Source organism: Patescibacteria group bacterium (assembly GCA_004297215.1).
Lineage (GTDB): Bacteria > Patescibacteriota > Patescibacteriia > UBA9934 > GWF2-40-263 > 2-01-FULL-63-20.
Map to the genome: position 1 here is coordinate 396,108 of SCUM01000001.1, position 13,805 is coordinate 409,912.

Annotated in this window: 14 protein-coding genes and 1 tRNA gene; 3 read left to right on the plus strand and 12 right to left on the minus strand. The window is 63.1% G+C overall.

The annotated features are described in order from the left end of the window. Positions 1 to 3: 3 nt before the first annotated feature. The 12 genes from EPO34_02050 to queA all read right to left on the minus strand — a co-directional run bounded on the left by EPO34_02050 (position 4) and on the right by queA (position 10,570). A complete protein-coding gene (locus EPO34_02050) occupies positions 4 to 477 on the minus strand; it encodes a phosphatase PAP2 family protein (GenBank protein TAK03920.1) in 474 nt (157 codons plus the stop codon). Between the two features lie 3 nt (positions 478 to 480). After that, positions 481 to 2,070 (minus strand): 2,3-bisphosphoglycerate-independent phosphoglycerate mutase, encoded by a 1,590-nt coding sequence (locus EPO34_02055; protein ID TAK03921.1) that lies wholly within the window; start codon positions 2,068 to 2,070, stop codon positions 481 to 483. Between the two features lie 69 nt (positions 2,071 to 2,139). Beyond that, positions 2,140 to 2,216: transfer RNA gene (locus EPO34_02060), tRNA-Ser, on the minus strand. Positions 2,217 to 2,422: 206 nt separating this feature from the next. Then, positions 2,423 to 3,682 carry a phosphopyruvate hydratase gene (locus EPO34_02065; GenBank protein ID TAK03922.1) on the minus strand — a complete coding sequence of 420 codons (1,260 nt, stop codon included), beginning with the start codon at positions 3,680 to 3,682 and terminating at the stop codon, positions 2,423 to 2,425. Positions 3,683 to 3,781: 99 nt separating this feature from the next. Continuing rightward, positions 3,782 to 4,960, minus strand: coding sequence for a phosphoglycerate kinase (locus tag EPO34_02070; GenBank protein ID TAK03923.1), 1,179 nt, complete (start codon positions 4,958 to 4,960; stop codon positions 3,782 to 3,784). 4 nt (positions 4,961 to 4,964) lie between these two features. Continuing rightward, complete coding sequence (locus tag EPO34_02075) at positions 4,965 to 6,308, minus strand: NAD(P)/FAD-dependent oxidoreductase (protein ID TAK03924.1); 1,344 nt, start codon at positions 6,306 to 6,308, stop codon at positions 4,965 to 4,967. Further along, positions 6,239 to 7,246, minus strand: a complete 1,008-nt coding sequence (gap, locus tag EPO34_02080) for a type I glyceraldehyde-3-phosphate dehydrogenase (GenBank protein ID TAK03925.1) — start codon at positions 7,244 to 7,246, stop codon at positions 6,239 to 6,241. Before gap ends, EPO34_02075 begins: the two co-directional genes overlap by 70 nt. Before the next feature lie 105 nt (positions 7,247 to 7,351). Next, on the minus strand, positions 7,352 to 7,942 hold the full coding sequence (tsf, locus tag EPO34_02085) for a translation elongation factor Ts (protein TAK03926.1): 591 nt from the start codon (positions 7,940 to 7,942) through the stop codon (positions 7,352 to 7,354). Between the two features lie 93 nt (positions 7,943 to 8,035). Then, positions 8,036 to 8,761: a 30S ribosomal protein S2 gene (rpsB, locus tag EPO34_02090; GenBank protein TAK03927.1), complete on the minus strand. Its 726-nt coding sequence runs from the start codon at positions 8,759 to 8,761 to the stop codon at positions 8,036 to 8,038. Between the two features lie 180 nt (positions 8,762 to 8,941). Continuing rightward, positions 8,942 to 9,187 (minus strand): type II toxin-antitoxin system HicA family toxin, encoded by a 246-nt coding sequence (locus EPO34_02095; GenBank protein TAK03928.1) that lies wholly within the window; start codon positions 9,185 to 9,187, stop codon positions 8,942 to 8,944. Then, positions 9,174 to 9,497: a hypothetical protein gene (locus EPO34_02100; protein TAK03929.1), complete on the minus strand. Its 324-nt coding sequence runs from the start codon at positions 9,495 to 9,497 to the stop codon at positions 9,174 to 9,176. The genes EPO34_02095 and EPO34_02100 overlap by 14 nt, the downstream gene beginning before the upstream one ends. 44 nt (positions 9,498 to 9,541) lie before the next feature. Further along, positions 9,542 to 10,570: a tRNA preQ1(34) S-adenosylmethionine ribosyltransferase-isomerase QueA gene (gene queA / locus EPO34_02105; GenBank protein TAK03930.1), complete on the minus strand. Its 1,029-nt coding sequence runs from the start codon at positions 10,568 to 10,570 to the stop codon at positions 9,542 to 9,544. A 98-nt stretch (positions 10,571 to 10,668) separates the two neighbouring features. On the opposite strand from queA, the gene EPO34_02110 reads away from it, so the two are divergent. The 3 genes from EPO34_02110 (at position 10,669) to EPO34_02120 (ending at position 12,958) form a co-directional block, all read left to right on the plus strand. After that, positions 10,669 to 11,340, plus strand: coding sequence for a hypothetical protein (locus EPO34_02110; protein TAK03931.1), 672 nt, complete (start codon positions 10,669 to 10,671; stop codon positions 11,338 to 11,340). A gap of 186 nt (positions 11,341 to 11,526) precedes the next feature. Further along, positions 11,527 to 11,817 (plus strand): 50S ribosomal protein L31, encoded by a 291-nt coding sequence (locus EPO34_02115; GenBank protein TAK03932.1) that lies wholly within the window; start codon positions 11,527 to 11,529, stop codon positions 11,815 to 11,817. A gap of 55 nt (positions 11,818 to 11,872) precedes the next feature. Next, on the plus strand, positions 11,873 to 12,958 hold the full coding sequence (locus EPO34_02120) for a peptide chain release factor 1 (protein TAK03933.1): 1,086 nt from the start codon (positions 11,873 to 11,875) through the stop codon (positions 12,956 to 12,958). Positions 12,959 to 13,805: the final 847 nt, after the last annotated feature.

A 13,805-nucleotide genomic window follows, 5' to 3' on the forward strand; every position in this document is an offset into this window, starting at 1 on the left:
AGCTCAGTCAATGATACCGGTTGAAAGGAGGATCCATACCGCTGCGTATACGGCCAGGAATCCGACGAGGGCGCCCACCAACGTATCGGTCGGATAATGAACGCGGACGCGGACGCGCGACCAGGCCATGAGAACGGCCGACAGGACGAACAGCGGGGCGAACGGCTCGCCGTCAAACAGATAGACGTAGGCGATCGCTGATGCGATTGCCGTGTGCGCAGACGGGAATGAAGGGGTCTCCCACAACATCTTGATGAGAGCCTTCTCTCCGTTTTGGAACGGACGGCGTCGATGGAATGCCAGCTGGAGAAGGAATGCGAACAGCCAGGCGAGGAATACGGGAAGGATCAGGAGCAACAACCCCGTATATCTCGACAGCAGGAGCCCAAGACACAGGATGACGAAAATCAAATACGTCGCGCACCAAATGGCGACGCGGTCCAAAATGTTTTTCGGCTGGGCCAGTTCGGTGGTCATACGTTACAACAGCGCCGTCCCCGTCATCTCCGGCGGCTGCGGGATTCCCAAGACGGACAGGACCGTGGGCGCCACGTCGGCGAGCATGCCGACCGGCTGCATGAGCGAGAGGTCGCCATCGGGTACTTCCCCGGCAGGCGACGGCACCCCCTTGAACCGGTTCCCGACGATGACGAACGGCACGGGGTTCGTGGCATGTTCCTTGTCGATCTCGCCGGTGCGCACGTTGAGCACCTCCTCGCCGTTGCCATGGTCGGCCGTGAGGAACAGGACGCCGTCCTTCTCAAGCACGGCGTCCACCACCTTCCCGAGGAACCCGTCCACCGCCTCCATCGCCTTCATGGTCGCCGGAAGGTTACCGGTATGCCCCACCATGTCGGGGTTGGCGTAATTCATGATGATGAGGTCGTCCTCCCCTTTGCCGATCGCCTCGATCACGCGGTCGGTGAGGTCCGCGCCGCTCATCGCGGGCGCCTCGTCATAGGAGGCCACGCGGGGGCTTGGCACCAGGATGCGCCGCTCGCCCTTGAACGGCTCCTCTCGCGTGCCATTCACGAAGAAGGTGACGTGCGCGTATTTCTCGGTCTCGGCGATGTGCAGCTGCGTGAGTCCGGCATCGGAGACGGTCTCGGCCAGCGTCTTGGAAACGGCGACCGGGGGATAGGCGACTTCCACCGGGAGTCCGGACTGGTATTCCACCATGGTGACGGGAAGCAGGTCCTTGATCGTGGCGCGCGGGAACCGCGTGAAGTCCGGGATGACGAACGCCTTCACGAGCTCGCGCATGCGGTCCGGGCGGAAGTTGAAGAAGATGACCGCGTCGCCGTCCTTGACCGTCGCGACCGGCTTGTCCGCGTCCGTCATCACGGTCGGGACGAATTGCTCGTCATACACCTCGCGCGCGTAGCTCTCCCTGATGGCCATGATCGGGTCGCTCGCGGTCTCGCCGACCCCCGCCGCCATCGCGTCATACGCCTTCTGGACCCGATCCCATCGGTTGTCCCGGTCCATGGAATAATAGCGGCCGCTCATGCTCGCGAGCTTCCCGACCTTCAGCTTCTTCATCGTCGCGAGGAGCTTCCCGACGAAGTCGATGCCGGCGTTGTAGAGCGTGTCGCGCCCGTCGAGGATAGCGTGCACGAACACCTTCTCGGCTTTCTGCTTCTTGCACAGCTCAAGCAGCGCGAAGCAATGCTCATCCATGGAATGCACGCGCCCGGCGCTCACGAGCCCGATGAGATGGATCGCGCTCCCGTTCTTCTTCGCATGCCCGATCGCCTTCCGGAACGCCTCGTTCTCGAAAAAATCGCCGCTGACGATGTCGCGGTTGATGCGCGGGAAGGTCTGGTAGTACACGCGCCCGGCGCCGATGGCGAGATGCCCCACCTCCGAGTTGCCCATTTCGCCCCACGAGAGCCCCACCTCCTCGCCGGAAGCGCGCAGCGTCATGGTGGGATAGTCGCGGATGAGCGACCGGAACACCGGCATCTTGGCACGCGTGACCGCATTCCCCGGCCCATCCGGCGCCACGCCAAACCCATCAAGCACCATGAGCACCGCGGGTTTGGGGCGTTTATTCGAGGCATCTGCCATAGGTGGGGACATTGTAGCAGAAACCAAACCCCGTCCTCTTAGAGAGGCGGGGTGGTTGGTCCCGAGCCATGGTGGAGCCGACGGGATTCGAACCCGTAATGCCAGGTGTCAACCCTAGTGAGGTTGCCAATTACCTCCACGGCCCCGGCAACGTTTCCGTTGCGGCCCGGGATGTGAACAAAAAAGACCCCCTCAAATTGAGAGGGTCGTTTTTGTGACACCTGGATGGAGGAAATGCCTCACTAGGATATTAGGAGCGTATCAGTTTCCCGCGAAAATGTCAATCTTCACCTGTGGATTGTTTAATCGCCGAACTCTTCTGAACAGCCATTGCCTGGCGGTCAGATTCATATCAGGCCGTTTCCTCCTCAATCTCCATCAGCCGGTTGTATTTGGCGAGGCGTTCGGAACGCGATAACGAACCGGTCTTGATGTACTCGGCGTTCACGGCGACGGCAAGGTCCGCGATCGTCGTGTCTTCCGTTTCCCCTGAACGATGCGACACGGAAACCTTGTAGCCGCTCTTTTGCGCGAGGAGGATCGCATCGACGGCTTCGGACAATGATCCGATCTGGTTCACCTTGATGAGGATGGCGTTGGCGCACCCATGCGCCACGCCCTGTTCCAGCCGCGCGACGTTGGTGACGAAGAAGTCGTCGCCTACGAGCGCGAGCTTCGCGCCCAGCGTCTCGGTGAGCTTTTCCCAGCCGTCCCAGTCGTCTTCCGCGAGGCCGTCCTCAAGCGAGACGATCGGATATCTCTTGGCGAGCGCCTTCCAATACGCGATCATCTGGTCGCTCGTGAACGTCTTCCCGTCGGCTTTCAACACGTAGCGCTTGCGCTTCGCGTCATAGAACTCGCTCGCGGCAGGGTCCATGGCGAGCATCACGTCCTTTCCCGCCTTGTACCCGGCGGCCGCGATCGCTTTCATGATGGCTTTGAGCGCATCCTCGTTTTTCTTGAACGGCACCGCATAGCCGCCCTCGTCGCCCTTCAGCGTGGAGTATCCCTGCTTCTTGAGAAGGTCGCCCAGCGCATGGAAGATCTCCGCGCCGCAACGGACGCGTTCGGCAAACTTCTTCTGCATCGGCGCCACCATGAACTCCTGGAAATCGATCGCCCAGCCGGCGTGCACGCCGCCGTTCAGGATGTTCATCGTTGGGGTGGGGAGTCGGTAGGGGGTAGGGGGTAGGTGGTAGGCGCGGCGGAGGTAGGCGTAGAGCGGCATCTTCTTCGCGTTCGCGGCGGCGTGCGCCACGGCGAGCGACACGCCGAGGATGGCGTTGGCCCCGAGCTTTCCCTTGTTGAGCGTCCCGTCGAGCGCGCACATCCGCGCGTCCACGTCGCGCTGCTTCGTGGCGTCCATGCCGATCACGGCCTTGGCAATCGGGCCGTTCACGTTCTTCACGGCCTTGAGGACGCCTTTGCCGAAGTAGCGCAACGGATCGCCGTCGCGAAGCTCGAGCGCCTCGTGGCTCCCGGTGGATGCGCCGCTCGGGACGGAAGCCGTTCCAACCGCGCCGCCCTCAAGCATCACCGTCGCCTGGACCGTCGGGTTGCCTCGGCTGTCGAGGATCTCATGCGCGTGGACGGAGGAGATTTTGGTGGACATATGAAAGGGTTGTAAGGGTTTAAAGGGTTGTAAAGGTGTTGGAATTCTTTTTTGTAAAAAGGCTCCTTCACCTTTATCACTTTTACAACCTTTTCCACCTCATGTTTCTAACGCCTCGATCCCCGGCATCTTCTTATCCGCGAGGAAATCGAGCATGGCGCCGCCGCCGGTGGAGATGAGGGTGAACCGATCGGCGAGGCCGGCCTCCTCGAGGAGCGGGACCGTGTCGCCGCCGCCCACGATCGTCACGGCCTTGTCGCCCCGTGCCGCGATCTCGCGGGCGAGCTCAAGCGTGGCGGCCCGGAACGGTTCCTTCTCCACCCACCCGAACGGTCCGTTCCACACGATCGTCCTCGCCTCCTGGATCTCGCGCGCCATGAGCCGCATGCTCTGCGGCCCGATGTCCACGATGCGGTCACGCGCGCCGACCTCGGCGACGCCCACCGTCCGCGGCTTCCCCCGCGTCCCTGCCATGACGATCACGTCGAGGGGAAGGAGGAATTTCCCGCGGGATTTCTTGAGAAGGGCGCCGGCGACCTTCACCCCTTCCTCATCATACACCGAGCCGCCGACGTTCAGCCCTTCGGCCTTGAGGAACGCGGTCGCGAGCGCGCCGCCAACGAGGACGCGGTCCGCGTGCGGGAGCAGGTTCTCCATCACGGGGATCTTGTCCGCGGCCTTGAGCCCGCCCATCACGAGCGTGAACGGCCGGCGCGGATGCTTCATCGCCCGCCCGAGCACGGACACTTCCTGCGCGAGAAGCGGCCCGGCATAACTCGGGAGCTCGGCCGTGATCGCCTCCACGGACGCATGCGCGCGGTGACTCACGGCAAAGGCGTCGTTCACGTACAGGTCGGCGAGGAGCGCGAGCTGCTGCGAGAACGCCGGGCTGTTGCGCTCCTCGCGCGGGTCGAAGCGGACGTTCTCAAGCAGCACCACCTCGCCGTCCTGCATCTTCCCGACCAGCCGCTCCGCCGACGCGCCGACCACGTCGCGGGAGACCTTCACGGGCACGCCGAGCAGTTCCGACAGGCGCCGGCCCACCGGTGCCACGGAATACGCGCTCATGCGCCTGCCTTCCGGCCGGCCGAGATGGGTGGCGACGACGATGCGCGCGCCGCGCTGGCGCAGCCAATCAAGCCCCACGGCTGCGCGGGCGATCTTGCCGTGCGGGCCGTCCACGGCATGCCCCTTCACGACCGGCACGTTCCCGTCGATGCGCACCAGCACGCGCTTGCCGCGCAAATCCGCCCCGTTCTTGAGCGTCCGAAGGGCCATAGGGTCAATCGTTCTTCGAGTAGGCCCTGGTCCCGCGCACCCACACGTGGATGGCCCGGCGCAACGGGAGGATGGAGGAGAAATACAGGAAGTCCGCGACCTTGCGCGCGAGGTAGCCGAGGCCGTCCGAGAGCACCACGCGGCCGAGGTCGGCGATCGCGTAGCGGCCGCCAAGGGGGGTGACGGTCATCCAATGTTCGGGCGGGATCCAGGTGAGCGGCAGGCGGCGCTCCAGCCCCCGCGTGACGTTCTCCGCGACGATCGCCGCCTCGCGCGTGGCCGCCTGCGCGAGCGCGGGCACGCGTCCGCCGGTCTTCGGATGCAGGAACGACGTCGCGTCGCCAAGCGCCCAGACATGCTCCTTGCCTTTCACGGCGAAGGTCGGCGTGACGGCGATCCATCCCTTCGCGTCCGTGGGCAGGCGCAGCGCCTTCACGGACTCGGGCGGACGGATCCCGCCGGCCCACACCACCACGTCGGCCTCGCGCACGCATTCCTCCCCGTCCCCCTCGATCGCGAGACAGGCCCGGCCCGACTCGACGGAAACCACCTTCGTGCCGGTCATGATTTCGACGCCCAGGCGGTCGAGGCGCGCGCCCGCGCGGGCGCGGACCTTCTCCGGATGGTTCGGAAGCACGGAAGGCCCGGCTTCCACGATGCGCACGTGCCAGGCGTCGCGCGGGAGCTTCCCGGCATAGGTGAGGCGGTGCAGGAAATTGGCGAGCTCCGCGGCGAACTCCACGCCGGTCGGGCCGCCGCCGGCCACCAGCACGCACACGCGCTTCTCCTTGCCCTTGCGCTGCGCCTCGAGGAACGTGGCGATGCGTTCGCGGATGCGGATCGCGTCAGGCAGCCACTTGAGGAAATAGGCGTGTTCCGCCACGCCGGGCGTGCTAAACGTGTTCGGTACGGCGCCCAGCGCGATCACGAAGTCGTCGTAGCCAAGCCGGCGGCCGTCACGCAGCAGGATCTCGCGCGCTTCCTCGTCGATGCCCGAAAGGTCGCCGCGGACGAACCGCAGCGCGCTTTTCTTGACGCGCCTCTCGAAATCGGAAAACGGCACGGCGACCCCCGCGCGCAGCTCGCGCGCCGACGCGCCGCCGTCGCCAAGCCCGCCGGTGCACACCTCGTACAGGAGCGGGTTGTACACGTGGCTCGTCTCGCGGTCCACGAGCACCACCTCGAACGCCTTCAACCTGGCCCGGCGCTTCACGAGCTCGAGCGCGGTGCGGACGCCCGCGAATCCCCCGCCGACGATGACGATGCGATGCGCGCCCTTCACAGCTTGCCCACGTATTCCACCATGTCGATGAGCCGCATCGAGTACCCCCACTCGTTGTCGTACCAGGCGAGCACCTTCACGAGGTCTCCGCCGACCACGCGCGTCATCTCGAGGTCCACCACGCTTCCGTACGTGCTGCCGATGAAATCGGACGAGACGAGGGGCACGTCGCTCACCCCGAGGATCCCTTTCCAGCGCGGCGACTTCGACGCGTGTACGAACGCCTCGTTCACCTGCTCGGGGGTGACGCGCTTCTTCAAAACGAAGGTGAAGTCCGAGAGCGACACGTCAAGGGTGGGCACGCGCACCGCGATGCCGTCGAACAGCCCGTCGATCGCGGGAATGGCCTTGGAAAGCGCCTTGGCCGCCCCCGTGGAGGTGGGCACCATGTTCACGAGCGCGCTTCTCGCGCGGCGCAAATCCGGGTGCCGCGCGGGGGGGAGGCTGTCTACCAAGTTCTGCTCGGCCGTCACCGAATGGATGGTGGTCATCATCGCCTTCTTGATACCGAACGTCTCCTCCATGATCGCCACCACCGGGCCGATGGAGTTGGTGGTGCACGAAGCGTTATTCACCACCGTGTCGGTCTTTTTCGCGCCCTTGTGGTTCACGCCCATCAGGAACGTGGGCGTCTCCTTCGCCGGGGCGGAAATGACCACCTTTTTCGCGCCGGCCGTGAGGTGCGCCTGCGCGCTCTGGCGATCCGTAAACCGGCCCGTGCACTCCATCACTACCTGAACCTTGTGCGCCTTCCACGGGAGCTTCGTGGGCTCCTTCTCGGCCACGACCGGAATGGCGTGACCGTCGACGATGATGTGCTTCTCGTCGGAATCCACCTCGTGCGGCCAGGTGCGGAAGGTGGAATCGTACTTAAGGAGGTGCGCCAGGATCTTGGGCTCCGTGAGGTCGTTGATGGCCACGAACCGCAGGTCCTTGCGGCCCCAGCCTGCCTTGAACGCCGTGCGCCCGATGCGCCCGAACCCGTTGATGGCGACGCGAAGCATAATGGGAGTTGGTATTTGGGAGTTGGGAGTGGGTAGGAACGGAACGGGGGGAATTGTACCATCCGGCGACAGCAAACGAAAATCGGCCCCGGAGGGCCGATTTTCTTATCCGATCTGGAACCGAGCGAAGCGGCGGATCTGCATGTTCTCGCCCAAGAGGGCGATCTTCTCTTTCAGCAGGTCCTCGACGGTCTTGTCCTCGTCCTTCACGAAGGGCTGCTCGAGCAGCACGGTCTCCTGGTACCACTTGGAGAGGCGGCCTTCGACCATCTTCTCGAGGATCTCGGGACTCTTCGCGTTCGGGGCGGATTCCTCGCGGATCATCGCCTTCTGTTTCTCGACGAGCTCCACCGGCACGGCGTCACGTGAGACGTACAGCGGATCCGACGCGCTCACGTGGAGCGCGAGGTCGTTGCACAGTTCCAGGAACGCCTCGTTGCGCGCCACGAAATCGGTCTCGCACAGCACTTCCACGAGCACGCCGAGCTTGCCCGTGCCGTGCACATAGGCGTGCACGCGGCCTTCGTTCGTGAGGCGGTCGGCCTTCTTCACGGCCTTGGCGATCCCCTTCTTGCGCAGGTTCTCCGCGGCCGCGTCCAGGTCGCCGTTCGTCTCTTCCAACGCCTTCTTCGCGTCCATCATCCCGGCGTTGGTCATCTCGCGCAGCTGCGCGACCGTCTTCGCGTCGATTGCCATAGTGATAGTGCGTAGTGCGTAGTTGGTAGTACGTAGGGCGAGACCTGTTGCCTACGCACTACCCCCTACCGACTACGCACTTCCTCCTTAAAATTAATCTTTCTTCTCCACGACCGGAACCGCCGCCTTGAGCGCCTCGGCGCGCCCTTCCTTCACGGCATCGGCGACGAGACGGGACACGAGCGCGATCGTCTTCCCCGCATCGTCGTTGCCCGGGATCACCTGGGCCACGTTCGTGGGGTTCACGTTCGTGTCGCACAACGCCACTACCTTCGTCCCGACCACGGCCGCTTCGGTGAGCGCGGTCTTCTCGGTCTTCACGTCGATGATGAAGATGGCGTCCGGCAGCTTCTCCACGTCCTGGATGCCGCCCATCTTGAACTCCATCTCCGAAATCTCGCGGTCGATCATGAGCTGCTCCTTCTTGGTGTACTTCTTGAGCTCGCCCTTCTCGCGCTGGTCCTTGAGCGTCTTCAGGCGCTTGAGCGTCTTCTTGATCTGCGGGAAGTTGGTGAGCGTGCCGCCCAGCCAGCGCTCGGTGACGTGCGGCATGCCGCAACGGATCGCCTCCGCCTTCACGGCCTCCTTGGCCTGTGGCTTGGTGCCAACGAACAGCACCGTACCGCCACGGCTGGCAATCCCCTTCACGAAATCCAACGCCTGCTCGAGCTGACGCTGCGACGCCTCGAGGTCGATGATGTGCACGCCGGCCTTCGCGCCGAAGATGTACGGCTCCATCTTGGGGTGCCAGCGGCTGGTGCGGTGGCCGAAGTGCATGCCGGCTTGCAGCATGTCGGCCAAAGCGGGGATCTTTGGCATATCTCTATCCTTTTATACGACGACGGGGCGCGCCGGGCCCCTCCTTCGCTCCGTTTGGAGCTTCGGCGGGGAGGATCCGGTCGGCCTTGGCCCGTCTGTTTGATTTAGTGCGGGAAGGATACGTAAAACGGTAAAAACCGTCAATCCTTAGGCCTAAAGCCTGATAAGGCAGGGAATTTTTTAGAGATACTGCTTGATCTGATTCCAGGTGATGCCTGATGTCGTCTCGAGTTCCTTCAATATATAGTACAAGACATCCTTCCGAAGATCCGCGATAACAGTCACGGACTTCTGCGTGGCCGGCCAGGTCACTTTCACGTGATCGCCCTTGCCGCCGACGGCATTGGCCTCGAAACCGAGACGTCGGAGCGCGTTCAGGAATTTCTTTCGTGAGAGATCTCCTGGCAGCTCGCTACGCGAAGGCATATTCCTTCTCGCCCACACGGTGGACGCCTGCCTCCTTCGCGTACGAAGACGGCACCTCGAAGGCGGTGAGGATGGCATCCTTCACCTTCTCATCAAGCTCGTCTGCCCGATCGGCATGCGTGATGATGCTCCCGTACCGAAAATCTTCGCTGATGGCGACGACCGAACCGTCTTCCTGCTTCTCGTGTCGGAAATTGATGCGCCCGTAAAGACGGAAGTAATGGTTCAATTCAACCAATCCGCGCGGAGCGACCCCGCTTCCGAGGACGAATTTCACGAGGTGGTCTTTTGCCTGCTTATAGATGCCCATATTGCTCAAAACGTATCAGAAATCTTCGGAATATTCAATCGTTCTCACCGGATAAACATCGCGTCCCCGAACGAATAGAACCGATATCCCTTCTCGATCGCCTCTTGATAGGCGGCGAGAACATGCTCGCGACCGGCAAAGGCGCTGACGAGGACGAGGAGCGTGGATTTCGGGAGATGGAAGTTGGTGATGAGGGCGTCGATGACCTTGAAGTCGAAGCCGGGGGTGATGAAGAGGTTGATGTCGCCGGAGAATCCCCCGCCAGGAACGCCGCTTCCTTCGAGTGCACGGACCGTCGTCGTCCCGACGGCGATCACCCGACGACCTTCGGCTTTCGCCTTGTCGATCGCCCGCGAGGTTTCAGGAGAGATCGAGACCCACTCGCCGTGCATGACATGCTCCTCGAGCGTCTCGGTCTTCACCGGCCGGAAGGTGCCCAGTCCCACGTGCAGCGTGACGAATGCGAATTCCACCCCCTTTCCCTTCAGCTTTTCGATAAGCTCCGGCGTGAAGTGGAAGCCGGCCGTCGGGGCGGCGACGGACCCCTTCTCTTTCGCGTAGACGGTCTGGTACTTCGACGCGTCGTCCGGCGCCTTTTCGACGTAGGGAGGCACGGGCACTTCGCCGAACTCGTCGCAAAACGCGAACACTTCGTCGTCGGAAATGTTGAACGCGAGCGTCACCGACCCGTCCTCGTGCTTCTCGACGACCGTCGGCTTCAATCCCCCGATCTCGATGGCGTTCCCGACGTGCACGCGCTTGCCCGGGCGCACGAGCGCGTGCCACAGCGACGCGCCCTCGAGCGCGTCCGGGAGCGGACGCAGCAAGAACACCTCGAACTCCTTGTCGAACCGCTTCCCCCGCAGGCGGGCCTTGAAGACGCGCGAGTCGTTCATCACGAGCAGGTCGCCGGCCTTGAGCTCGCCGATGATGTCGCGAAACGCCTTATGCGCGGTCTTTCCCGTAAAACGGTCCATGACAAGCAACCGCGACGAATCGCGCGGCTCGGCCGGCACCTGGGCGATGCGCTCGGCCGGCAGCTGGTAGTCGTAAAGGGAGACAGGGGTTGACATGGGAGCGACCATACGCGATTTCCCTTGACTTTTCAAGGATCCGACCCTAGACTGCGACACCCTTCACGTCGAAGGGCTCTCACACGCGGAGGCGGAAGATGGCGACATTGAAGGCGCGGGTGTCGGACGTTCACTCGCTTGGGCGTCTCAAGCCCGGAGCCGACCCTGGCACGCCCATGGTCAAGCACGGGGTCATCGGATACGTCTGGCATGACCATCGGTCAGCGGACAAGGCGCATCCGGACGACGGGCGGCGTACGGCACATGTCGAATGCGGCGGCACGGACTACGGGCCGCACCTCGCCATGGAGCTCCATGACATTACGAGGAACAGGCTCCCGATTTACACGTTCCTCGAGAAGCCGGGCGTGCACGGCGCGGCGGTCGGCGACCGCCGGTGTCCCGTCCCGTTCGACAAGCTCCGTGAGGATTCGATCGACGCGGACGACGAGGGGAACCTCGTGGCCGTCTCGGTCCACGCCCTGACCAACGAGGTTTCGGCGATCCACGGCGGATGGGAAAGCCGCCGGTTCCGAGTCATCGGCGCGCTGCTGATCATCGGCAACGCGGTCGTGTTCCCGGCCGATGACGGCGAGGGGTACGCCTTGTACGCGCGGGAGACGCCCGCGACGGAGCGTCACAAGCTCCTCTGGATCGAGTCGGTGCACGGCAACGCCATCACCCTCGCCGGGTGCCGCATGGACGGGGAATTCGTCCAATTCACCCTCACCCTGGACGCCGGAGCCCAGGACCAGGCCGACGCGGCCTAGACCTCTGCCCGGAAACGGGCCTTGCGGGACGCCTTGCGTGTCCCGTTTTTTCTTTATCCTCGGCGAAGGACCCCGACGTTCCGGTTCGTGCCGGAAGTCGGGGCTCCGACCCCTTGAATGGGCAGGGCGTCGGAGTTGACAATTCCGACCCTTCCTTATAGACTTTCCGCAATTCCGAACCCCTTTATGAAGCAAGAAATCCATCCTGAATACCACCCCAAGGCCAAGATCGCCTGCGCGTGCGGCGCCAGCTACGCGGTTGGCAGCACCCTGCCGGAAATCGGGGTCGAGTTGTGCGCGGCCTGCCACCCCTTCTACACGGGCAAGCAGAAGATCCTCGACACGGCCCGCCGCGTGGAAAAGTTCACCACGCGCACGTCCAAGAAGGCCACCGTCGCCACCGGCACCAAGGTGAAGCGCGCCAAGCGCGCCGCGGCCAAGGCCGTGAAGACCGAAGAGAAGGCCAAGAAGGCGTAGCCGCGGGAAGGCGTCCGAGCGGACGCTTTTTCCTTTTGCTGATATTCTCCCCTGTATGGACCTCCTCAAGGAGCTCGACCAGGTGAAAAAACGCGTGGCGGACCTCGAAACCCGATTGGCCGATCCGGGCGTGCTTTCCGATCCCAAGAAACTCCGCGAGGCCGGCATCGAGTACCAGGAAGCGAAAGACCTGCTTGAGATCGGGGAACGCTATGCGCAGGCCGCCTCGGGGCTCGCGTCCGCAAAGGACATGCTTCGCGACTCGACCGACCCGGAGATGCGCGCCTTGGCCCAAACGGAAATCGAGGAACTTGCGGGAAAACTCCCGAAGCTCGAGGAGGCGTTCACCCTCGCCCTGCTCCCTCCCGATCCGCTCGATAAGAAAAACAGCATCGTGGAAATCCGCGCTGGCACGGGCGGCGACGAGGCCGCGATCTTCGCGGGCGAACTGTTGCGCGCCTATTCGCTGTTCGCCGAACGCCAGGGCTGGAAGGTGTCGCCGGTCACCATGAGCCGCGGCGAGGCGGGCGGGTTCAAGGAAGCGATCGTGGAGATCGAGGGGAAGAACGTCTACAGCAAGCTCAAGTTCGAATCCGGCGTGCATCGCGTGCAGCGCGTGCCGGAGACGGAAAAGGCCGGACGCGTGCACACCTCGACCGCGACGGTGGCGGTCATGCCCGAAGCCGAGGAGATCGACGTACGCCTCGACCCGAAGGACCTGAAAATCGAAGCGAGCACCAGCCAAGGCGCGGGCGGCCAGAGCGTGAACACCACCTACTCCGCCATCCGCATCGTGCATCTTCCCACGGGCATCGTCGTGCAATGCCAGGACGAACGCAGCCAGGCGCAAAACCGCTTGCGAGCCATGCAGATCCTGCGCGCCCGCGTGTTCGCGCACGAGCAGGAAAAGGCGGCCAAGGAACGCTCCGCCGCGCGCAAGTCGCAGATCGGCTCCGGCGACCGCTCGGAAAAGATCCGCACGTACAATTTTCCCCAGGACCGCGTCACCGACCACCGCATCGGGGAAAACTTCCACGACATCCCCGGCATCATGAACGGCAATCTCGCCCCGATCTTGGACGCGTTGAACGCGGCGGAATTGAAGGAGAGATTCGAGGCGTTAGCAGAGAAAGAAGCTTGAAAAGCGAAAGGAGTGCGTAAGAAAGAGGGTTATCCACAGAAATGTGGGTAACGCCCCTTGACGCGTCGTTTAGGGAACGATAAGCTGCTTCTCACGTTGATGAGGCAGAAACGAACCGACGACGTCCGTCAGGACGACCGAACGGGCGAAAAGCCTACGCAGCGTGCAAAGTGAGATGACGTCGCTCGAATCGAATGAAGGCCCCGCGAGGGAGACCGACAGGAGAAAAGAGCGAGGATCAGGAATCTTCTGAATCATTGATGGGAATCTCTGGTGGTCCTCCGTGACTTACTGGAACCCTCCCATCAGTGCCATCAGCCTCCCCGCCGTGAAACAGCGGAATAACCTGGCGCATGTGCATGCGTCTGGTCCAGGAGGAGCGCCGGCTCATCGAGTCGGAACCGGTCCCATTCCGGAAGGTGGAAAGCAGAAGAAGGTTTGCGGGGTAGCTGGGGAGGAGAAAGACCTCCATGCGAGCCGCAATTCAAGTCGTCGGACATGGAAGCCCGCAATTGCGCGGTTTCACCTAGAGGACGCTAATAACGTCCGCATAGGTCGCGAATGTCGGAGGGTCGCAAGACCCTAGGGATCAAGAGGCGATTCATCGCTACTTCCCTTCACTGATGACGCTCGGTGCAGCGATCCTGCACGACAAGTCATGTTTGACACCCTGCCATGGATCGCAAGATCACCAACATGGCTAGGTCCGAACGTCTTTGAACATGCCGATCCGGAGCCGAACGAGAGTAACATCTCCAGTAGGAAGGTGAGGTGGCTGGTGCTCTCGGGTGCCAGGAAAGACGTCGGGAACGTTCCCGATCGATATCGAACCGGCGCGTCAGGCATC